The following is a 23,173-nucleotide window of genomic DNA, read 5'->3' as shown; positions in this document are numbered from 1 at the left end:
GTATTGTCAATTTTATTCCTCCTTATTATTTAAGGTACTGGGTCGTAACCACCCTTACAAAAAGGATGACATTTTGATAATCTTTTAAGACCTAGATATACACCTTTAATACTTCCATATTTTTTTATTGCTAATATCATGTAAGTTGAACATGTAGGTTCAAATCTACAATTTTTTTTTAGGACAGGTGATATAAACCATTGATATAATTTTACAAAAAGTATTAAAAGATATTTCATAGAAATATTTTAGCTCTTTTTAATATTTTCATACTATCCTTTTCAATCATGGATAAATTTAAAGTCCTAAATTGTTCTCCTGCGTTTTTTTTAGCTATAAAAATTATATCATATCCTTGTTTTAAATTCTTATCTTGTTTTCTAAAATTTTCTCTAAAAAGTCTTTTTAATTTATTCCGACAAACAGCATTGCCAGTTTTTTTACTAGCTACTACTCCTAATCTATTTTCTTTAAAATTATTTTTCTTAAAATAGATCAACTGAAAATAACCAAAGTGTTTTTCTCCTTGGTTATATACTTTTAAGAATTCAGATTTTGTTTTTAATTTCAACATAAAATCTCCTTAAAATATTTTTAAAAACCCGGTGATATGAACACCGGGTTTTATGCTGACAATTTCGTTCTACCTTTAGCTCTTCTTCTTTTTAATACAGCTCTTCCTGCTTTAGTTGCCATTCTTTTTTTGAATCCGTGTTCTTTCTTTCTTTTTCTATTGTTAGGTTGAAAAGTTCTCTTACTTGCCATCTTTGATACACCTCCTAATTGCTTTAAAATAAATTGTCATTTCAGTTTATAATTCTAATATATAAGTTATATTTTGTCAAGATAATTTTTAATAAGTTTTTTATAAAAGTAACCAAAAAGAGTATTTGTTTTTTGTAAGATGTAGTAAAAGTAAAGCCAATATTTGTTATAAAGAAAATCATTATTTTTAAAGGGTTAGAAAAGAAATAAATTATTTATTAGTATTATTGTTAATAGACATTTGTTAGAAACCTTATTTTTAAAGGTTTTTTAGTTCTATTAATAATCTAAGCCCAATAAATATGTTGAATTATTTATATAATTATTATTATTGTGGGTATACATAGTTTGAATTCCTTATTTTTTAAGAGTTTTGAATATTATAGCTTATTTGAGGTCAATAAATATAATAAATATAAGACCATAAAATTATTATTGTCTGTGTACATATTTTTTTTCTAATGTTTTCAATACTTATTTTTTCTATATTCAATATAATTAGGAGTGTTAAGTATACATAGTTTATTAATGTTCATGTACATATTTTCTTATTAACCTTTCAGTATAATTTAATAAAGTGATTATATGAACTTTTTATTTTAGTAAAGAAATAAAACAAATGACTTATATGTCAATTAATTATAGATAAAACCATATGTATACTTTCAAAAATAAAGATTGAATTTATTTAATTTTGATGATATTATATATAACACTAGGATTATTATTGTGAATGGACAAAAAATTAATGGAGGAGTTATGTCAAAGGAAGCAAATTTGGGTTTGATAGATAAATTTAATTTGAATAAAACTGGATCATTGTTGACTGACCTAACTAAAGTTGATATAAAAATGAGTGAACTCCCTGAGATTGAAGTCAGAGAAGTTGTCATAAAAGAGACTGGAAATTTTTTAGATTTAAAAGAAAACATAATTAATATACCAATAGAAATGATTGTTTTTCCATTTTTTACACCTCAAAAACAAAATAAAAAAATAAATTTCAAATATTCTTTTGAAGATCTAGGAGTAACTATGTATTGTACATTAGTTGCAAAAAATTCAGAAGATAAAATATACCAACCATCTATTTTTGAAGAAAAAATTTATACATATCTGATCTCTCTTTATGAATTAAAAAAAGAGACCAACGATACAGATGAATATATAAAGTTTGAAATTTCAGACTTTATAGTTAATTTTTTAGGAAATAAGATGAATAGAAATTATTATACTAAAGTAGCTCAAGCTCTTAAAAATTTAAAGAGTACTGAGTATCAATTTGAAGTGTCTAACCACAGTAAATTAGGAAACTATCAATTTGAAGACGAAGAATTCAAACTACTGACGTATCAAAAACTTAAAGTTGGAACAAAAGTATACTATAAAGTAACTTTAAATAAAAATATTAGAAATAAAATTAAAGATAAAAGATATATAAAATATAATTCTAAAGCGCTAATAGAGATAATGGAAAAAGACCCAATTGCGGCAAGGATCTATAAATATATTAGTAAAATAAGATATTCTAAACAAGAGGATTCTATAAATATTAGAACTTTAGCTGCTATAATTCCATTAAAAATGGAACAAGAAACAGAAAGAGTTAATAAAACTGGAGAGAAAAGGACCTATGTACTAAGTAGGGTAAAACAAGTATTAAAAAGAATTGAGAAAGCTTTTTTACTTTTAGAAGAATTGGGATATATGGACTATTTTAATTCTGAATTTGTTGCTGAAGAAGATAGTTATTACATAAACTATAGGTTTAACCAAGATAAAGATGGAACTTGTCACATATCTAGTTATCTAAATGGAACAGAAAAAAAAGTTGAATATAAAGGTAAATGGGATGCAGTAAATGCTGCTAAAAAAGCTAAAAAAGAAAAGACATTTATAACTAAAGAAAAAATAAAAGATAAGATAAAAGAATTAAAAATTAGAGATAATAATGAGATTATAGATGCTGAGATAGTTAATAATAAGATTGATAAGAATAAAACTAATGAAATAAACTTATCTGAAGATGTAAGAGAAAGACTAAAAGATTTTTCAGAGGAACTTCAGAGTAAGATAATTAAGTGTAAGAGAAATATATTTGTTTCTAGAGCTTGGAATAAAAGAGTGGATAATAAATTTAAAAAGATTATAAGGGAAGATGGAGAAGAAGTTGCAATAGATATATTAAACCTTTTGTATAAACGTCTAAACTCAGAGATAAAATCAACCTTAGTTCAATATATTAATGGAATACTACGAAATTTAAGAAAGATGGATAGAAATGCCAGAAAATCCAATAAGAATAATTTAACTTTATTTAACCAAGTAACTAGAGAAAAACCTTTAAAAAGTAAAAAACAATTAAAGAAAGCAAGAAAACATCTAAAAAATCCAGAGGTAACAAATATAAAAGATGTTATTGAAGATATACCAAAACATGATATTATGCAAGATTATCATGGGTTAGATGAATTTGAAAAATTAATAATAGAAGAAAAAGCTTTAGAACTATGTTCTCAATACGAGGATATACCAAAAGAATTTTTATATAATTTGAGAAAGGTGTCTAAAAGAGTATATTTTATAACACTAAAAAAATATATAGGGATTGCTTTAAAAGATGGTAAATAACAAATAAAAAAAGGTCGCTGAAGTGATCTTTTTTTATTTGTTTATACTTTATTATTGAGTGTATACATAGAAAGAATGTGCTTCTTAAACCAAATAAATACAACTAATATTTTGAAAAAATAAACAAAATAGGATTTTTATTTTTGTTTAGAGACATATAAATATTAATATAAAATTCTTCCATATATATGTCTATATACAAAAATAAAGTCAAATAAATATATTTATATACTTTTATTATTGATTATATACATAAATGATATAATATTATTTAGTTCTTTTACTAAAAATAAACTTCAAAAAAGTTTATTGTGTTTTTCATTTGAAATATATGATAAAATCTATATATATGAATAAAGGTGAAAAATACTAACATTATCAATGGTGCATTAAAAATATAAGATATAAATGTATACTAACAAAAATAAAGGGGTATTTATGAAGCTTAAATCAACAATAAATAATGGAAAATTATATAGGGGAGGAGTTCCCTATTTTTTGGAATCTGAAAAAGATCAAGTAATATATATATCCTCTTCTAATAAAAATATAATCGACTACTATTTTACATTAAAGCAAGAGATGGATGTTTTAAAGATAGAAAATTATAATTATACAGAGGAAGAGTTTGATTGTATAACCTTTGAGTTGTTGGAAAAATTAAAGCTAAAGAATTCAAAAATATTAATATCTATTGAGAGTATCTTTAAAAAATACTTTATAAATTCTGAATTATTAGAGTTTTGTGTAGAAAAAGAATATAAATTAAAAAAGATAATAGAAAAATTGGAAAAAAGTGGATTTAAAAAAAATTATTTGGTTGAAAAAAGAGGTGAATATAGCCTTAGGGGAGATATATTGGATATATTTGCTTTTGATGGTAAAAATCCAATTCGTTTAGAATTTTTTGATGATATGTTAGAAGAAATCCGTATATTTGATGCAGAAACTCAGAGATCAATGGAAAAAATAAATAATATTCAAATGTACATAAACAAAAATAAAGATGAAAATTATACATTTTTAGATTTATTAGATAAGATAAAAGATGGGAAAAGAAAAATATATTTAGAGAATAAAGAAATCCTCGATTATAAGGTAGAGGAATATATTTTAGATAAAAGACAAGATGAGGAAGAAATTCGTCTAGAATATTCTAAAATAAAAAATATATCGGAAAAGATAGAGTTAAAAAGATTTGAAGATGAAGAGATCGAAAATTATAAAAATTATGATTATATAAAAAAATTATCTCAAAATAAAAATATAACAATATTGACAGAGGAAAAAAGAAGATATAGTGAAATATTTAATGGAACATCTATAAAAATAGAGAGATCCCCCCACTATGAAGGGTTTAAATATAAAAATAATCTTATTCTGACGGATAGGGAATTAAAAGGAATTAGAGTAAAGAGAAGTGAAAAAAGGTCAGATGGGATAAAATTAAAAAAAATAGAGCAAATACTACCAAATGATTATATAATCCATGAAATTTATGGTGTAGGAATTTATTTAGGAGTAGAAGATATAAATAGTGAAGACTATTTAAAAATAAAATATGCAGATGAGGATAAACTTTTTGTACCTATAGCCAGTCTAAATAAAATAGAGCGGTATATATCTGAACCAGGGATAGTACCTGATATATTTAGATTAGGTAGAAGAGGATTCAGAAAACGACAGGAAAAAATAAAAAAAGAGATAGAAAAATTTGCCATAGAACTACTAGAAATACAAGCGAAAAGAGCTATGAATGTAGGTTATTCGTTTACCAAAGATACTATTTGGCAAGAAGAATTTGAAGAAGGATTTCCATATAATGAGACTAAGGATCAACTAAAAGCTATATTAGAGGTTAAAGAGGATATGGAATCACCCTCTGTTATGGACAGGATAGTTTGTGGGGATGTTGGATATGGAAAAACAGAGGTAGCTATGAGAGCGGCATTTAAGGCTCTTATGGATGGTAAGCAAGTTGTGATATTAGCTCCTACTACAGTTTTGGCTACTCAGCACTTTGAAAGATTTAAGGAGCGATTTCAAAATTTTCCACTAGAATTGGAATTACTATCTAGATTAAAAACTACTAAAGAGCAGACAGAGATAGTAAAAAAAATAAAAGATGGTGTGGTAGACCTTGTTATTGGAACTCATAGGTTATTATCTAAAGATATAAAGTTTAAAGATCTAGGTCTAGTTATAATAGATGAAGAACAAAAATTTGGAGTGAAGGCAAAAGAACATTTAAAAACAATGAGAAACAATGTAGACATGTTGACATTAACAGCAACCCCAATTCCTAGAACATTAAATTTAGCTCTTTTAGGAATAAGGGATATATCTATTATTCAGACTCCTCCAACTAATAGAGTCCCAATAGAAACTTATATTATAGAAAAAAATAAAGGTGATATAAAAAACGCTATCATGAAAGAAATAGCTCGAGAGGGGCAGGTTTTTTATCTATATAACTCTGTTAAAGGAATGAGAGTAAAACTAAAAGAATTGAAAGAAATAATTTCTGAATACGTTGTAATAGATTTTATCCACGGTCAAATGCCTTCAAATGAGATAAAGTATAAGATAAACTCTTTTGAAAATGGAGAGATAGATGTACTTCTGACAACTACAATCATAGAAAATGGCATAGACATAGAAAATGCCAACACTATTCTTATAGAAAATTTTGATAAATTAGGATTATCCCAAGTATATCAGCTTCGTGGAAGGGTAGGAAGAAGTAGTAAAAGAGCCTATTGTTATTTATTAGTAGATTCTTTAAAAGGTGGAACAGAAAAAGGAAAACAGAAAAGAGAATCAATAAAAGAAATAAAAGACCTAGGAGCAGGATTTAAATTATCTTTAGAGGATATGAAAATAAGGGGAACAGGAGAAATTTTAGGAGAGAAACAGCATGGGGCATTAAAAATATTTGGTTATGATATGTACCTTAAGATGCTAGATAAAGAAATAAAAAAAATAAAGGGAAAAGAAATCATAGCAGAGGATATAGAGCTAGATATAGGCGTTCATGGGTATATACCTAGTGAATATATAGAGGAAGTAGAAAAAATAGTTATATATAGAAGATTAGTTATTATAGATACAATCTCTGAATTAGAGCAAATGAAAGATGAGGTAAAGGATAGATTTGGAAAATTACCAAAAGTCGTAGAAGATCTATTTGAGTATTTGGTTATAAAAATTAAAGCTCAAAAAAATTATATTCAAAGTATAAAACTAGAGGATGGATCATATAGGATAAAATTTATAGAAAGCAAAATAAATATTGAAAAAATTCAAGAATTAATCTTGTCTAAAAAAATAAGATATCTTCAAAAAGAAGGAGTTATTGAAATAGATAGTATAAGAGAATTTTTTGAAGATTATAAATAAAGGGAGGAACAAAATGAAAAAAATGGCAATAATATTAATCATCGCCTCACTGGCGTTGACAGCTTGTAATAAAAAAGAGGGAGGAGTAAAAACTAAAGATGAATCTAATGTAATTATGGTTATTGGGAATGAAAATTTAACTGAAACAGAATTACAGGAAAAAATAGCAACTCTTCCAGCTCAGTATAAAGAATATTCTAAATCTGAAAAAGGTAGAGCAGCTCTAATAGAAGAAATAACTGTAAGAAAGATTTTAAAACAGGAAGCTATAAAAACAGGAATTGAAAATACTGAATCTTATAAAAAAGATTTAGAAAGTGTTAAAGAAGATCTATTGATAAATCATGTAGTTAATAAGAAAATAGTAGAAAGTGTAAAGTTAACAGATACAGAATTAGAGGCTGAATATGAAAAAAATAAAGAAAATTTTAAGAGACCTGAGCAGATAAAAGCTGCTCATATATTAATAAATGTAAGTGAAGGCATGACTAAGGTTCAAATAAAAGCTGCTAAAAAAAGAGCTGAAAAAATATTAAAAGAGGTTACACCAGCAAACTTTAATGAAATGGCAAAAAAATATTCTGAGGGACCTACATCTGAAAATGGTGGAGAGCTTGGATGGTTTGATAAAACTTCTATGGTAAAAGAATTTGCTGATGCGGCCTTTACAGGGGTACCGGAAAAAATATATGGAACTGTTGTTAAAACACAATTTGGTTATCATATAATATATGTTGAAGATAAAAAAGAGGCTGGATATTTAAGTTTTGAAGAAGTAAGACAATCTTTAGAGAAGGAACTATTAAATAAGAAAAGGGCTGAAGAGTATAGAGTATGGGTAGAAGACTTAAAAAAAGATTATATAAAAAAATAAAAGTTATATAGAAAAATAAAATAGGTGGCTTAGCCACCTATTTTATTGCATTTTTTAAAAAAATGAAATACTATTAAAACTAGAAGTAAATATATTAAATTAAGAGTTTATTATTGAGTGTATACATATTAGATATATTTTATTATTGGAGGAAAAAGATGAATGAATTTTATAAGTTGGTAGATATAATGAAAAAATTAAGGGCTCCTGATGGGTGTCCGTGGGATAGAGAACAAACTATTGAGAGTTTGAAACCTTATTTATTAGAAGAAACCTACGAAACTTTGGAAGTAATGGATATAGGTGGAGAGGAATTAAAGGGGGAGTTAGGAGATCTTTTACTAAATATTATTTTTCAATCTTTAATAAAAGAGGAGGAGGGAGAATTTACAATTGATGATGTAGCTAAAAAAGTCAGTGAAAAATTAATTAGAAGACACCCTCATATTTTTGCAGGGGTAGAGGTAAAAGGAACAAAGGATGTTATTAAAAACTGGGATGAAATAAAGAAAAAAGAAAAAGAACATAGGGGTAGAAAATCTATTTTAGATGGAATTCCAAAAATTTATCCACCATTAGCCAAGGCATATAAATTACAGGTTAAAGCTGCTAAAGTGGGATTTGATTGGGAAGATGAAGTGGGAGCATTGAATAAATTAGAGGAAGAATTAGGAGAGATGAGAGCAGCCTATGAAAAAAATGACATGGAAAATTTAAAAGAAGAGATTGGAGATGTTGTTTTTACGTTGGTAAATATTGCTCGAAAATTAGATATAGATATTGTGGATTCTGTTATGAAAACAAATAATAAATTTGAGGATAGATTTAGATATGTAGAAGCTAATTGTGACTTAGGAAAGAGCACATTAGAAGAGATGGATAGGTTATGGGATGAAGCTAAAAAGAAATAGCCTTAAAAATATTTAATTTGGAGAGGAAGAAAAAATATAGTATAAAATATTATGGAATAGTATCTTTTTTTAAGATATTAAAATTAGGAGGAACGATGCGTTTAGATAAATTTTTTAAGGTCTCTAGAATAATAAAAAGAAGACCTGTAGCAAAGACTGTATTAGATAATAAAAAGGTAAAATTAAATGGGAAAATTTCCAAGGCAGGAACCACAGTGAGTGTAGGAGATATAATTGAATTGGAATATTTTAGTAAATATATGAAGGTTGAAGTTTTAGAGGTACCTAGTGGAAATACTAAAAAAGATAAAGCTGAAGAATTATTTAAAATATTAGAAGTAAAAGAAATAGAGACAGGAGAATAATTTCTTTCGATCCACTAATATTCAATTTAGTCTCAGTTGAGAAAAGCTGAAATGTGGTTAAAAGTAAGATTAATTATAAGATAGATAAAAAATGGTTTATTATTGAGTGTATACATAAAGGAGAATTAGTGATTGTTGAGTTAAAATCAAATGCTAAGATAAATTTAGGATTGAATATAGTTGGAAAAGCAAAAAATGGATATCATTTTTTAGATATGGTGATGGTTCCAATTTCTCTTGCAGATGATTTATCTGTAAATTTTAGAGAGAAAAAAGGAAATTTAAAGATAGATACGAATAAGAAAGAAATCCCTGTTGGGAAAGAGAATATAATATATAAAATTTATAAGGTATTTTATAAAGAAACTGGATTAGAAGAACAGATGATAGAGGTATATCTAAAAAAGAATATTCCATCTCAAGCTGGTCTTGGAGGAGGGAGTTCTAATGGTGCCTTTTTCTTTAATACATTGAATGAATATTATGGAAATCCTATAAGTTTTCAAAGAGCAATAGAGATAACCAAAGATATTGGTGCAGATATCCCATTTTTTCTTTTAAATAAATCTAGTAGGGTAGAGGGGATTGGAGAAAATTTAGAAGAAATAGAAAATAACATAAAAGATAAAATAATTTTAATAAAACCCAATTTTGGTGTAAGTACTGTAGTAGCATATAAAAATTATGCTAAATTAAAAGATAAAAAAGATGCTGATATAGATAAAATTATAGAAGGTATGAAGTCTGGGAATTTAGAAGAAATAGAAAATTACTTAGAAAATCATTTGGAACAAGTATTATTATTAGAGGATAAAAATATAATTAAATTTAGAAAAAAATTAGAAGATTTAGGCAAAACTCAAGATATGAAGTTTTATATGTCTGGTAGTGGTAGTTGTTATTATTCTTTTGTAGAAAAAGATAATATAGATCAAATTTATAACAAAATAAAAACAACAATGGAGGGCTGCAAAGTTGAAATATGTAGTTTTCTTTGAATAAACTAAAAAGGAGAGTACTAAAAATGAATATTACAGATGTAAGACTGAGAACAGTAAAAAATGAAAATGAATTAAAATTAAAGGCTTATGCGGATATCACATTGGATGGAAGTTTTGTTATTCATGGATTAAAAGTTATCGATGGTCAAAAAGGCATGTTTGTGGCTATGCCATCTAGAAAGATGCCCAATGGTGAATTTAAAGATATAGCTCATCCTATTACGCCAGATTTAAGAAGAATTTTAACAGAGATTGTTATAAAAAAATACAATGAAAGCATTGAAGAGATAAAACATACAGAGGAAATAAATCCTGTAGAGGGTTAAAAAAGTATATAAAAACAATAAAAAATGCCGAAATTTATCGGCATTTTTTTATTGAAGAAAAGAGATAAAATTATCTAATCTGCCCATCTCCTCTAATTATATATTTAACAGAAGTAAGCTCCTTTATTCCCATAGGTCCTCTTGCGTGGAGTTTTTGAGTACTAATACCAATTTCTCCTCCAAATCCAAAGGCTCCTCCATCAGTAAATCTAGTAGAAGCATTAACATAAACTGCTGCAGAATCTACTTCCCTTAAAAATTTTTGAGTATTTTTGTAATTTTCACTAATTATTGCTTCTGAATGTTTCGTAGAGTGAGTATCTATATGTTTTATAGCTTCATCTATGGAATCTACAGTTTTGATAGATAAAATAAGATCTAAATATTCAGTATTCCAGTCACTATCAGTTGTAGGGATAGCATTGGGTAAATATTTTATAGATCTTTCATCAGCTCGAATCTCTACTCCTAAATCTACTAATTTTTCTCCCAAACTAGGCAGTAATTTAGAGAGACTATGGTTATGAACCAAGAGCGTTTCCATAGCATTACATACTCCTGGCCTAGAAGTTTTGGCATTGATAATAATATCTATAGCCATCTTCAAATCTGCATTTGAATCAACGTATGTATGACATAGACCAGCACCGGTTTCTATCACAGGAACACTAGCATTTGCAAGGATAGCTTTTTTTAATCCTTTACCTCCCCGGGGAATAATTACATCTATAAAATCATTCATGGTAATTAATTCCGTTACACAATTTCTATCGATATTCTCAATTAATTGAATAGCACCATTAGGTAAACCTAATTTTTTACCTGCCTCAGTTATTACTTTTGCTAAAGCCATATTTGAACAAAGAGCATCCGATCCACCTCTTAAGATAATAGCATTTCCAGATTTTAAACTGAGAACAGCAGCATCTACAGTAACGTTTGGACGAGATTCAAAGATCATACCAATAACACCTAAAGGAACACGAATCTGTGATATCTCCATCCCATTTTCATGTCTGAATCCACTTAAAGTTTCACCGATGGGATCATCTAAAGCTATAAGTGTTCTAATCCCTTGAGCCATCCCATGAATTCTTTCCTCAGTTAGAGTCAACCTGTCAATAAAAGCAGGTGTAAGTCCGTTTTTCTTACCTTTAATTAGATCTTTTTCATTTTCTATTTTTATAAATTCTACATTGTTTAAAAGTTCTTTAGCCATTTCTTCTAATATATTATTTTTAGTAGTAGTGTCCATTTTAAGTAATTTTCTAGAAGCTTTTTTAGCTAAGATACCCATATTATTCATATAATTTTTCATGATTTTATATCTCCTTTATTAAAAAATAAACATGTTATCCATATGTATAACTTCATCATAATCTTTATGTCCTAAAATGTTGTTAATATCATATGAGTTTTTTCCTTTGATAAGATCTACCTCAACCTGATTATAGTTAGAAATTCCAACAGCAATTTCATGTTGTTTACTATCACAAATAGATACAACTTCTCCCCTGTGGAAATCACCTTGACATTTCACAATTCCAATAGAAAGAAGACTATGATGACTTTTTAAAGCTGCTATAGCTCCATCATCTATAAAGATCTTACCTGTTTTTGTAGTTCCATAGGTGATCCAATGTTTACGAGCTTTTAATTTTATCTTAGTCTCTAAAAACAGTGTTCCGATTTCCTTACCATCCATGATATCTCCTATAAGTGAAGGATCAAATCCTTTAGCTATAATCATAGGAATTCCAGCAGAAGTGACTATCTCAGCAGCACTTATTTTAGTAGCCATACCTCCAGTTCCAAATTTACTTCCAGCTCCAGTAGCTATAGTTTTAATATGATTATCTATTTTTTTAACTGTATTGATAAGGGTAGCGTTAGGATCAATTTTTGGATTACCAGTATAGAGACCATCTATATCAGATAGGATAAGTAATAGATCTGCATCTATCAAGGTAGATGTAAAAGCTGAGAGAGTATCGTTATCTCCTACTTTTATCTCTTCTACAGCAACCGAATCATTTTCATTAATGACTGGAATTATTCCCATAGAAATCAATCTCAGACAAGAGTTTCGAGCATTTAAGTATCTTCCACGATTGGATATATCACCCTTTGTTAAAAGTAGTTGTCCTATTTGTTTTCCATATTCAGAAAATAATTTCTGATATAGGTGTATAAGAGCAACCTGTCCCACAGATGCAACAGCTTGTTTATCTGGTAGAGTTTTAGGTCTTTCTTTTAATCCTAAACTACCCATTCCAGCTCCAATAGCCCCTGAGGTAACTAATATAACTTCATACCCTTTGTTGTGGAGGTTAGCTAGTTCACGGACTAATTTATCTATTCTAGATAGATTTAATAATCCATTTTCAAATGTAAGAGTAGATGTTCCTACCTTTATAACTAATCGTTTTGTGTCTTTTAAATAATCTTTTCGAGTCATAAAATCCCACCTTCTAAATTTTAATTTTCTTTACAGTATATCATAGTTTTTAATATTCGTTAAAAGGAAAAAAACGCTTAAAAAATATTTACTTTCAATTAAATAAAAAAATTATAAGAGATTAAGTTTTGAATTTTAAGAAAAAAGATAAATGTTTTGCAATAAATTCGATATATCGAAAAGTAACTATATTGTCTTTAGATTTATTAATTTTGTATTTTTAGAAGTTTAACCCATACATTATCTTTATAAATGTTATAGCAGAAACTACTTGTATTACTCCAATTGCTAATCCATATGTTATAGCTTTAGGACCCTGACTAAAGAGAGTGCTTAATTTGACTCTCATTCCTATTCCTGCAAGAGCTATGATCTCAAATTTAGAACTTATAAAGTGAAATATATTTGAAAGATCTCCATTGAATACTCCTAAAGTTTTTAGAGTTGTAAAAATGAAAAACCCAGTAATATACCAAGGGATATTTAATTTTTTAAATCCATTTTTTTTAGTTCCTTCTAAAGTAGCTTCATTTACTTCTATCTCAACCTCGATTTTTATTTCTTTTTCAATCTGAGCCATCTTACTATCTGCAGCGACTTTTTTACCTAAATAAGTAACCAATACCACTATGAATATAATTCTTATTATTTTAAATATTGTAGCTAACTCTAAGACCTCACTATTAACTAATTGACCGGCTCCAATAACCTGTCCTACCGATTGAAGAATCCCTCCTATAAGAGCAGAGGTCATAACGGTGTCTCCATTAAATATTATTCTAGAGATAAGAGGAAGTAAAAACATCAATACAGTTCCAACTAAGTTTACTATTGTAATAGATATCCCGAGATCACTTTTTTCTGGTTTAACAACGGGAGAGACTGCTCCAATTGCCGACGATCCACATACTGCGTTCCCACTACCCATTAGATATGTAAATTTTTTCTCAAATTTCATCTTTTTTCCAATCCATAAAGCAGCTGCGACAGTTGTTACCATTTGAAGGATAATAAAACTTACTCCTTTGACTCCTACACTAAAAACACTATATATATTGAGGGTCCCTCCTAAAAGAACTATTGAATAAGACAATAAATTTGACTCTGAAAAAACAGATCCAGCAGCAAATTTATCAATTTTAGCTAAAGTATTTCCTATAATAATTCCCAGTATGATAGAGAAACTTGCACCTCCTAATTTGGGAAAAACCTCACCTAAAACACTTCCGATATATGCAATCACAGAACAAACAATAAATCCCGGTATAATTTTTTTTATATTCATATCTCTCACTCCCTTTATTAATATAGTTATATTTTAAACTAAGTTTAATCATAAGTTAAATACTAATAATTAATATTTAGCATAGGTTATATGCTATGTATTAAAAAAAAGAAACCTCATTAGGTTAAACTATTACATGAAAAGTAATAACTTAACCCAATGAGGTCAGTGCAGATCTTTATTTTTTAGATAAATTATATCCTTTGGAAAACTCTATAAATTTTTCTATCAATTTAGAAAATTCCTTATCTTTATGATAAAGTAGTTTTAGATGCCTTTTTATCTCTAAATCCTTTATTCTGCTGACAGATATTTCCTTTCTTTTTTGCTCTTCTACTATGGTTAATTTAGAGACACAAGCTACTCCTAGATCTTTTATCACCGCTCTTTTTATTGCTTCAGTTCCTCCAAATACAAAGATGTTTTTATCTCTTATTCCCAACGCATCTTCGTAAGTTTTTCTGCTACCGCTTCCTTTTTCTCTGAGGATAAAAGTTTCTTCTTCTAATTTTTTACTATTTATTTCTTTTTTCCATTTTTTATTAGGAGATGAGATTATAACCATTTCATCTTCCCAAAGATCCAGAGTTTCGAGTTCTTCAGCTTCTACTTTTCCTTCTACGAGTCCTATATCTATATTATTTTTTAATAAATCTTCTGATATTTCCAGAGTATTTGTAATATATAGTTCTATATCAACTTTGGGATATTCTTGTTTGAAATCAGCTATGATATCAGGCAAAAGATATGTTCCTATAGTTGTGCTAGCCCCTATCCTTAGATTTCCAGACCTAACTTCCCTCATATCATCCATTGCTTTTTGAGACTCTTCATATAAATTTAATATTCTCAATGCATATTTTTGGAAGACTTTTCCCTCTTCTGTTATATAAAGTTTTCGTCCTATTCTCTGAAATAATTTAACACTCATTTCTTCTTCTAATTCTTTTATAACCTGACTTATGGAAGGTTGGCTTATGTAAAGGATTTTACCAGCCTCTGTCATATTAAGTATTTCAGATACAGTGTAATAGATCTCTAACTTTCTTATTGTCATAATATTTTCTCCTTTATAATAGGTTTAACCTATTATTCCTTAATTTGTCAAGGGAAAGATTGACTTTGTTTTGCAACTTTTGAGTTTTATTTTACACTTGGAATGGAATTGCGAACTAAAAAAACATATGCTATACTCAAAGTAGAAGTTAAAACTATTAGATGGAGGAAAATATGAAAAAAATATTAATAATATTTATAGTTGTGACCTCTATTTCTTTTAGTTCGCAGATGTATGGAGATATATCTGACGAGCATTGGGCATATAGAGCAATTGAAAATCTATATATAAACGGGATTTTACCCAAAGATTCTACAAGTTTTGATGGGGATAAAAAGATCAATAAGTACGACTTGATTTACTATCTGTCTAAAACTCTAAATAAGATAGATGAAACTAAAGCTAGCCAATCAGATTTATTAATTTTAGAACATCTGGTCTATGATTTTTCCAATGAACTAAATAAGATGGGATTTAATACAGATTTATATATAAAAAAGATAAAAGCCAATGAAGATAATATAAAAATGTTAAATCAAAGAGTTCGAAATAACGAACTAGAGATTGAAAAATTAAAGTTGGAATTAGAAAAAATGAAATAATAAATATATTGTTATTTAAAATTAAGTAGTTGTAGGAGGACAAAAGATGAAAAAATTATCATTTGATTTTTCTAATAATGACCAGTTTTTTGGTGGTCACGAATTAGAATTTATGAATAATTATATTGAGACAGCAGAAAAAGCGTTGATGGAAGGAACAGGAGCAGGGCACGAATTTTTAGGATGGGTAAATTTACCATCAGATTATGACAAAGCGGAATTTAACAGAATTAAGGTAGCTGCTGAAAGAATAAAAAAACAATCAGAAGTTTTAATTGTAGTTGGAATAGGTGGATCTTATTTAGGAGCTAAATCTGCAATCGAATTTTTAACTCATACATTTTACAATGAATTACCAGCAGAAAAAAGAGATACTCCAGAGATATATTTCGCAGGAACTAATATTTCAGGAACTTATTTAAAGCATCTAATAGAATTGATTGGAGATAGAGATTTTTCAGTAAATGTAATATCTAAATCAGGTACAACTACTGAGCCAGCAATTGCATTTAGAGTATTAAAAAAATTACTTATAGAAAAATATGGAAAAGATGAAGCTAAAGATAGAATCTATGCTACAACAGATGCAGAAAAAGGAGCATTAAAAAAATTAGCTACAGGTGAAGGATATGAAACATTTGTAGTACCTGACAATGTAGGAGGAAGATTCTCTGTTTTAACAGCAGTAGGATTATTACCTATAGCAGCAGCAGGAATAGATATAGATGGACTTATGGAAGGAGCAGCAGAGGCAATGGTAGACTACAAAGTACCATATGCTGAGAACGATTGTTATAAATATGCAGCGGTAAGAAATATCTTACATAAAAAAGGTAAAGACATAGAGTTATTGATAAACTATGAACCTAGATTACATTATATAGCAGAATGGTGGAAGCAATTATTTGGAGAATCTGAAGGTAAAGATAACAAAGGACTGTATCCTGCATCAGCAGATTTTACTGCTGATCTCCATTCTTTAGGACAATATATTCAGGATGGAAAGAGACATCTTTTTGAAACTCTTATTAATATAGAAACTCCAGAATTAGATATGGTTATAGAAGAGGATGACTTAAATTTAGATGGACTAAACTATTTAGCAGGGAAAACTATGGATTACGTAAATAAAATGGCAGCAGAAGGAACTAGATTAGCTCATAGAGATGGAAATGTACCTAACTTAACTATTAATTTACCAGAAGCTACCCCCTATCATTTAGGGTATATGTACTACTTCTTTGAGAAAGCTTGTGCAATCAGTGGATACCTTTTAGGAGTAAATCCTTTTGATCAACCAGGTGTAGAAGCTTATAAAAGTAATATGTTTGCTCTATTAGAAAAACCAGGATTTGAAAAAGAGACAGAAGAAATCAAAAAAAGATTAAAGTAATATTTTTTTTAAAATAAAGAACATAAGATTAGATATCTGTTATGGGTATTGAATCTTATGTTCTTTTTTATTAATAATTATTTTTTACTCTTCACATTAACTTCACAATGGTCGGTTATTATAACTATATAAATAGAAATAAAATAATTAAATCAGGGAGTGATTAAAATGAAAAAGAAAATAATAGTAGGTTTATTAATGGTATCAGCACTATCTTTTGGAGCAGGAAATAATAATATGAAAAATACTAATAATGGTGGTCAAAGAGGATTTAACCATACTCAAATGATGGATAACTTATCTGATAGTCAACAGATCGAACTAACAAGGGTAATGGAAGATAGAAGAGATGCTAACTACAAAAAAGGTCTAGATATTAAATCTAAAGAATTAGAATTAGAAAAATTATTAACAGAGGATAAAATTAATTGGAAGAGTGTTGAAAGAGTAAATAATCAAATTTCAGAGATGAAAGCTGATCAAAGATTAGAGAGTATGAAATTTAGAAGTGAGATAGAGGATAAATATGGAATTTCTATGGGACATAAGGGAATGAGAGGAAATAAAGGATCTAAAAATGGAAATCATATGATGAAGGGTCAGATGGGAAATGGAATGAAAAATGGTAACCAAACGAACGGTGGAAACAGAAATAATTAAGGTTAAACAAATAAAAATAGGGCCCAGTATATAAACTGTAATTTTTGTCAAGGACTATAAAAAAAGGTATGGCTAACATATTAATAAAAGGGAGTGTTGCAAATTTTGGGGTCTATCCCAAATTACATTCTTAGCTGATAGGGTATCTTAAAATGGTACCCTTTTCTTTTACTATTTTTTATAAATATTCTTCTAATCTATCTTCAAATATTATTGAAACTATTCTTAATATGTTTTCCGAGCCTCTTACTTTTTGAGTCTATTTTTTATATTCTATTTAAAATAAGTAACTGGAATATTCATATTAGATATCCCCCAAAAGACAAGTAGATAAACTAAATCTATTTGTCTTTTTTTTGTGTCACTATGATTTTAAATCTGGAAGATTTTGGAAAAAAGCACTAACAGGATCGATTAGAAGAGTAGATAAAAAGACAACTAATTATTTCAAAAATAATTTATTTTTATTATTTATTTTATTTTTATTTGACACTTGATCAAATGAATGTTACTTTTGTACTAATAAAAAAAACAAAATAAAAAAAAAGGAGGATTATGATAAGAAATGAATAGTCTTATCGTAAAAAAATAATGAAAAAAATAATTTTATTTGATCACAAAGGAAAATTTGATTACACGATAGACGAACTTTTACAATTAGGTATAAAAATATTTTGTATTAATAGCCATTCGAATATTCAAGAGAGAAAAGATTTAGAAGTTCACTATGTAGATTATTTTGATGAACCTGATAAAGCTCTAAAAATAATAGAAGAACTCCATAATAAACATAATTTTGACGGAATTCTTTGTTTTTCTGAAAGAAGTCTAACATTTGTGTCTCACTTATGTAAAAACCTAAATTTAAACTTTCAATCGATAGAGACTATAAAAAACACTAGAAATAAATTAAGGTTAAAGGATCTTTTTATAAAAAACAATGTTAATACATCTAAGTATATTTCAATTGATACAGAAGATAAAATAGAAAAAAGTGATGTTAAATTATTGAAATATCCATTAGTAGTAAAACCAAGTAGTGGAATGGGAAGTATGGGAGTTATAAGGGCAAATAATTTTGAAGAAGTTCGAAATGCAGTTGAAACTGTTAGTGAAATCAACAAAAAATATATGACTAATCTAACTGAAAATATGAAAACTACTAAAAATCCAATAATTATAGAAGAGTATGTTGATGGTAAAGAATATGTAATAGAAACATTTTCGTATAAGGGAGATGTTCATATTTTATCTGTTGGCTATAAAGGATATCCAGTGGGTCCTTACTTTGAAGAAACTATATATATAGCACCTGCTAAATTAGATTCTAGTACAATGGAACTATTATATAAAAATGTTATAGAAGGAGTAAAAGTAGCTGGAATTAAAAATGGAGCAGCCCATGTAGAAGCTAGAATTAATAACTTAGGAATTCCGTATATATTAGAAATAGGTGCTAGAATTGGAGGCTCAGGAGTGTCACATTTTATTGTGAAAGAAACAACAGGAGTAAATTTTCTTGATTTGTGTTTAAAAGTCGCATTAGAAGAAACTATTGATATAGATAAAGAATTATTTAAATCAATTTCTAAGTATGCTTGCAATTATATTGTACAAATAGGAGAAGGCGGAGAATTATTAGAAGTTAAAGGTTTGAAAGAAATACAACATCATCCTGAAACTTATAAAACTTTTTTTATGGAAAGTATAGGGAAAATTTATTATCCATCTCCAAAGGGGTCATTTTTTAATGGTTATCCAGGGTTTATTTTTTCAACTCATAACAGCTATAACGAAGTAGTTAATTATTGTGATTTTTTAGATAAAACAATAAAATTATCTTTTAGAGAGATATAAAAAATATGAAAAAAGATTATGGTAGTAATAATAACATAAATTTAGAACAATAGGAGGCGATTATCTTGAATAAAGACTTGGATAGAGGGGCATTACTCCCTCTTTTAATAAAGCTTTCAATACCTTCTACAATTTCAGCCCTTATAAATATTATTTATAATATCACAGATCGTTATTTTATTGGGCAATATCTTGGCCGATATGCAATGAGTGCTCTATCTATAATTTTTCCACTTATTTTACTTATAAATGGTACTGGATTTTTATTTAGTATCGGTGCTGGAGCCCTTACTGGAATCCGATTAGGAGAAAAAAACAAGATGAAGCTGAAAAAATATTAGGGACAACTATATTTTGGGTTATTCTAGTTGGAAGTTTTTATTCGATATTGATCCTTTATTTTTTAAACTTTTTTTTAACTAAAATGGGTGGAACAGAAGATAATTTAGGATATGCTATAAACTATTCTAAATGGCTGTTTCCTGCAATAATAACTCAAATAATGTATATGGTTCTTTGTGCTTTTTTACGGACTGAAGGAAAAGCTCGAAAATCTATGTTTATAACTATGGTTAGTACTTTTTTAAATATAATTTTAGACTATATTTTTATTGCCCACCTAAATATGGGAATGAAAGGGGCTGCATTAGCTACTGCTATAGCGACTTTTCTACCTAGTTTATACCTTATTATTTGTTTTACAAAATCTAAAACATTAAGACTAAGAAAAAAGTATATTCTTCCAAATTTTTTAATCATTAAACAGATATTTTCTATAGGTAGCCCAGCTTTTTATAATCAATTTCTATACGGTGTTATGATTTTTATTATGAATAAACAACTTTTAATTTATGGAGGAGATATAGCCCTTGCTGCAATTGGTATTATAACAACTATTAGGTCATTAATTAGCTCTAGTTTTATGGGATTTAATAATGGAAGACAGCCAATTCTTTCATTCAACTATGGTGCCAAAAACTATAAGAGAGTTAGAGAGACCTTTCTTCTTTCTTCTAAAATTATATTAAGTATATCTATGATATTTGTTATATTTATTATGATAAAGGCAGAAAGTATTAGTAGTTTTTTCGTTAAAGATGATACTAAATTAGTTGAATTTACAGCGTGGAGTATCAAAAGACATTTGTTTTTTATGACTGGAACAGCTTTATACATTACTTGTGCAAACTATTTTCAATCTATTGGGAAAGGCAGTTTTACAACAAAATTAGTCATTGTAAGACTTATCATATTAAATATACCCTTACTTTATCTATTACCATCATATTTTGGTATGTTAGGTGTTCTTATAGCTTTTCCTATTTCAGATGGAATAACCTCTCTTTTAGCTATTTTTTATATAAAAAAAGAACTGAAAGAATTAATTTTGATGGACCAATTAGATTTATCAAAAATCTAGTATGGATATTCTTTAACAAAGAAAATGGAAGTTAGGAAATAACTATTTCGGAACTTTCAAAATTCAAGTCAATAAAATCAATCTTAAAAGGACACTAATTTTCTAGTGTCCTTTTATTTGATCTCTTTTCTATATTTTAATCACTTTTTTACCTACTAATTTTATTGTATTAATAGCTAGTATTTTGGTTGGATCTAAAAAATTTCCCTTTAGTTCCATTTTTTCAAAAGCTACAGGTAATTCTGTACATCCTAAAATAATCTTATCAATTCCTAATTTATAAAAGTATTCTATAACAGAATTTATATCTATTTCATCTATATTGTTTTCCCCTTTTTTTACCTTATAGATTAATTCCATTACAATTTCTTGTAATTCTATAGAAGGAATTGTGACTTCTATTTCACGTTTATTAAAGATATCTTCGTATATCTTACTATAATAAGTTCCCTTCGTAGCTAGGAGCCCCACCTTTTTTACCCCTTTTAATTCTTTCGCTATTTCATCTATCATATTTATGAAAGGAATTGTTACAGAGCTCTTTAGAGTATCATAAAAATAATGAGCTGTATTACAAGGCATAACTATAAAATCAGCCCCCATAGCTTCTAATTTTAAAGCTGAATCAATAAGATACTTCTCAGGATTTTCTCCTTCCCCCAAAATATATGCAGTTCGATCTGGAATTTTTGTATTATTATCTATTAATAGATGCACATGATCACTATCTTTTTTTGCATCGGTATATTTTATTATTTTATTTGATAAATCCATTGTGGCAAGTGGTCCCATACCACCTAAGATACCTACTGTTTTCATTAGTTTAACTCCTTTTACTACTAATTTGTTTTCATTAATTCTTTTCCAGAGATCCCAGGATTAGTCATGTTATATACATTTAATATAACATCTAATTCTTCACTAGTTAATAATCCTTTTTCTATTGTAAGTTCTCTTACTGTTCTACCTGTTTTCAGTGATTCTTTAGCAACTATAGATGCGTTTTCATACCCTACATGAGGATTGATAGCAGTTATAATTCCTATTGAATTCTGTACCATTTCTTCAGTTCTATCTGCATTAGGAGTAATTCCTTTGATACAGTTATAATTTAGTGTTTGAGCACCATTTTTTAAGATTTGAATAGATTGGAATAAGTTAAAGAATAATACTGGTTCAAATACGTTTAATTCCAATTGTCCAGCCTCTGCAGCCTTAGTTATTGTTAAGTCATTTCCAAATATTTGGAAAGAAACTTGATTCATTACTTCGGGTATAACTGGATTCACTTTTCCTGGCATGATAGATGAACCCGGTTGCTTTTGTGGTAAATTGATTTCAAAGAATCCTGCTCTAGGTCCTGATGCCATCAATCTAAGGTCATTTGACATCTTAGATAAGTTTACAGCACATACTTTTAATGCTGATGATAACCATACAAACCCGTCTAAGTTTCTAGTTCCATCAACAAGGTCAGTACTCTGTTTGAAGTCCATACCAGTTACTTCACCTAATTTAGCTGAAATATCTTTTACATATGTAGTATCTGCATTTAATCCAGTTCCTACAGCTGTAGCTCCCATATTAACAAAGTAAAAATCTTCTAATGTTTCTTTTATTCTTTTAATATCTCTTCTTATAGGCCTAGCATAAGCTTTGAATTCTTGTCCCAATCTAATAGGAATGGCATCTTGAAGATGAGTTCTTCCCATCTTGATAACATGATCAAATTCTTCTCCTTTTTCATATAAAGATTTTTTTAATTCTTCTAATTCATTTAATAATGACTCACATAATTGAATTACAGTTAGCTTACCACTTGTAGGAATTACATCATTTGTTGATTGACCGTAATTAACATGATCATTAGGAGTAACAAATTCATATTTACCTAATTTCCCACCCATAATTTCATTAGCTCTATTAGCAATAACTTCATTGACATTCATATTCATAGAAGTTCCTGCTCCACCTTGAATTACATCTGTGATAAATTGATCATGAAATTTTCCAGCTATTATCTCTTCACTAGCACAAATCATAGCTTCTGCAACATCTTTCTCTATTACTCCAGCTTCTAAGTTCATAAGTGATGTAGCTTTTTTAACCATTGCCATTGATTTAATAAATGTCGATGATAATTTATATCCTGTGATTCCAAAGTTATTT

21 protein-coding genes and 1 pseudogene are annotated in these 23,173 nt (G+C 27.9%); 13 read left to right on the top strand and 9 right to left on the bottom strand.

What is annotated here, in order from left to right; all coding sequences use genetic code 11:
• Positions 1 to 29: 29 nt before the first annotated feature.
• The 3 genes from yidD to rpmH are packed head-to-tail and all read right to left on the bottom strand — an operon-like array spanning position 30 to position 765.
• Positions 30 to 239 carry a membrane protein insertion efficiency factor YidD gene (yidD, locus tag WBG30_RS03100; protein ID WP_424503182.1) on the bottom strand — a complete coding sequence of 70 codons (210 nt, stop codon included), beginning with the start codon at positions 237 to 239 and terminating at the stop codon, positions 30 to 32.
• Positions 236 to 574, bottom strand: coding sequence for a ribonuclease P protein component (rnpA, locus tag WBG30_RS03095; RefSeq protein ID WP_424503181.1), 339 nt, complete (start codon positions 572 to 574; stop codon positions 236 to 238). The genes yidD and rnpA overlap by 4 nt, the downstream gene beginning before the upstream one ends.
• 50 nt (positions 575 to 624) lie before the next feature.
• Entirely contained in the window at positions 625 to 765 is a 141-nt protein-coding gene (rpmH, locus tag WBG30_RS03090) for a 50S ribosomal protein L34 (RefSeq protein ID WP_028854973.1), read from the bottom strand.
• Positions 766 to 1,524: 759 nt separating this feature from the next.
• Between rpmH and WBG30_RS03085 the strand changes: the two genes are divergently transcribed.
• The 7 genes from WBG30_RS03085 (at position 1,525) to spoVG (ending at position 10,272) form a co-directional block, all read left to right on the top strand.
• Complete coding sequence (locus WBG30_RS03085) at positions 1,525 to 3,396, top strand: chromosomal replication initiator DnaA (protein WP_424503180.1); 1,872 nt, start codon at positions 1,525 to 1,527, stop codon at positions 3,394 to 3,396.
• 438 nt (positions 3,397 to 3,834) lie between these two features.
• Positions 3,835 to 6,795 (top strand): transcription-repair coupling factor, encoded by a 2,961-nt coding sequence (gene mfd, locus WBG30_RS03080; protein WP_424503179.1) that lies wholly within the window; start codon positions 3,835 to 3,837, stop codon positions 6,793 to 6,795.
• 13 nt (positions 6,796 to 6,808) lie between these two features.
• Complete coding sequence (locus WBG30_RS03075; RefSeq protein WP_424503178.1) at positions 6,809 to 7,669, top strand: peptidylprolyl isomerase; 861 nt, start codon at positions 6,809 to 6,811, stop codon at positions 7,667 to 7,669.
• Positions 7,670 to 7,827: 158 nt separating this feature from the next.
• A complete protein-coding gene (gene mazG, locus WBG30_RS03070) occupies positions 7,828 to 8,580 on the top strand; it encodes a nucleoside triphosphate pyrophosphohydrolase (protein WP_424503177.1) in 753 nt (250 codons plus the stop codon).
• Positions 8,581 to 8,675: 95 nt separating this feature from the next.
• The gene (locus WBG30_RS03065; protein ID WP_424503176.1) at positions 8,676 to 8,945 is read left to right on the top strand and encodes an RNA-binding S4 domain-containing protein; all 270 of its coding nucleotides are present in this window, start codon (positions 8,676 to 8,678) and stop codon (positions 8,943 to 8,945) included.
• Positions 8,946 to 9,073: 128 nt separating this feature from the next.
• The gene (gene ispE / locus WBG30_RS03060) at positions 9,074 to 9,943 is read left to right on the top strand and encodes a 4-(cytidine 5'-diphospho)-2-C-methyl-D-erythritol kinase (protein WP_424503175.1); all 870 of its coding nucleotides are present in this window, start codon (positions 9,074 to 9,076) and stop codon (positions 9,941 to 9,943) included.
• A gap of 26 nt (positions 9,944 to 9,969) precedes the next feature.
• A complete protein-coding gene (gene spoVG, locus WBG30_RS03055) occupies positions 9,970 to 10,272 on the top strand; it encodes a septation regulator SpoVG (RefSeq protein ID WP_424503174.1) in 303 nt (100 codons plus the stop codon).
• Between the two features lie 70 nt (positions 10,273 to 10,342).
• On the opposite strand, the gene WBG30_RS03050 is transcribed toward spoVG, so the two are convergent.
• The 4 genes from WBG30_RS03050 to WBG30_RS03035 all read right to left on the bottom strand — a co-directional run bounded on the left by WBG30_RS03050 (position 10,343) and on the right by WBG30_RS03035 (position 15,072).
• Complete coding sequence (locus WBG30_RS03050; RefSeq protein ID WP_424503173.1) at positions 10,343 to 11,590, bottom strand: glutamate-5-semialdehyde dehydrogenase; 1,248 nt, start codon at positions 11,588 to 11,590, stop codon at positions 10,343 to 10,345.
• Between the two features lie 18 nt (positions 11,591 to 11,608).
• The gene (proB, locus tag WBG30_RS03045; protein ID WP_424503172.1) at positions 11,609 to 12,730 is read right to left on the bottom strand and encodes a glutamate 5-kinase; all 1,122 of its coding nucleotides are present in this window, start codon (positions 12,728 to 12,730) and stop codon (positions 11,609 to 11,611) included.
• A gap of 220 nt (positions 12,731 to 12,950) precedes the next feature.
• A complete protein-coding gene (locus WBG30_RS03040; RefSeq protein ID WP_424503171.1) occupies positions 12,951 to 14,015 on the bottom strand; it encodes a YeiH family protein in 1,065 nt (354 codons plus the stop codon).
• A gap of 178 nt (positions 14,016 to 14,193) precedes the next feature.
• Complete coding sequence (locus tag WBG30_RS03035; RefSeq protein WP_424503170.1) at positions 14,194 to 15,072, bottom strand: LysR substrate-binding domain-containing protein; 879 nt, start codon at positions 15,070 to 15,072, stop codon at positions 14,194 to 14,196.
• Between the two features lie 173 nt (positions 15,073 to 15,245).
• Between WBG30_RS03035 and WBG30_RS03030 the strand changes: the two genes are divergently transcribed.
• From WBG30_RS03030 to WBG30_RS03005, 6 genes and pseudogenes are all read left to right on the top strand, one after another.
• The gene (locus tag WBG30_RS03030) at positions 15,246 to 15,674 is read left to right on the top strand and encodes an S-layer homology domain-containing protein (protein ID WP_424503169.1); all 429 of its coding nucleotides are present in this window, start codon (positions 15,246 to 15,248) and stop codon (positions 15,672 to 15,674) included.
• Positions 15,675 to 15,720: 46 nt separating this feature from the next.
• Entirely contained in the window at positions 15,721 to 17,067 is a 1,347-nt protein-coding gene (locus WBG30_RS03025; RefSeq protein ID WP_424503168.1) for a glucose-6-phosphate isomerase, read from the top strand.
• 168 nt (positions 17,068 to 17,235) lie between these two features.
• Positions 17,236 to 17,727, top strand: coding sequence for a hypothetical protein (locus WBG30_RS03020; protein ID WP_424503167.1), 492 nt, complete (start codon positions 17,236 to 17,238; stop codon positions 17,725 to 17,727).
• A 591-nt stretch (positions 17,728 to 18,318) separates the two neighbouring features.
• Entirely contained in the window at positions 18,319 to 19,584 is a 1,266-nt protein-coding gene (locus WBG30_RS03015; RefSeq protein ID WP_424503166.1) for an ATP-grasp domain-containing protein, read from the top strand.
• A 65-nt stretch (positions 19,585 to 19,649) separates the two neighbouring features.
• Positions 19,650 to 20,329 (top strand): annotated as a pseudogene (locus WBG30_RS03010) (MATE family efflux transporter); the annotation flags it as partial.
• Positions 20,321 to 21,004 (top strand): MATE family efflux transporter, encoded by a 684-nt coding sequence (locus WBG30_RS03005; RefSeq protein WP_424503187.1) that lies wholly within the window; start codon positions 20,321 to 20,323, stop codon positions 21,002 to 21,004. The pseudogene WBG30_RS03010 and the gene WBG30_RS03005, both read left to right, overlap by 9 nt.
• 129 nt (positions 21,005 to 21,133) lie before the next feature.
• On the opposite strand, the gene WBG30_RS03000 is transcribed toward WBG30_RS03005, so the two are convergent.
• Both WBG30_RS03000 and WBG30_RS02995 read right to left on the bottom strand, forming a co-directional pair.
• Positions 21,134 to 21,823 (bottom strand): aspartate/glutamate racemase family protein, encoded by a 690-nt coding sequence (locus WBG30_RS03000; RefSeq protein ID WP_424503165.1) that lies wholly within the window; start codon positions 21,821 to 21,823, stop codon positions 21,134 to 21,136.
• Between the two features lie 20 nt (positions 21,824 to 21,843).
• The coding region (locus tag WBG30_RS02995) for an aspartate ammonia-lyase (RefSeq protein ID WP_424503164.1) at positions 21,844 to 23,173 on the bottom strand (1,330 nt) is incomplete at its 5' end.

Source organism: Psychrilyobacter sp. (assembly GCF_049671765.1).
In the GTDB taxonomy this organism is placed as follows: domain Bacteria; phylum Fusobacteriota; class Fusobacteriia; order Fusobacteriales; family Fusobacteriaceae; genus Psychrilyobacter.
The sequence above is the reverse complement of the archived record's forward strand: the minus strand, read 5'-3'. Positions and strand labels throughout refer to the sequence as shown.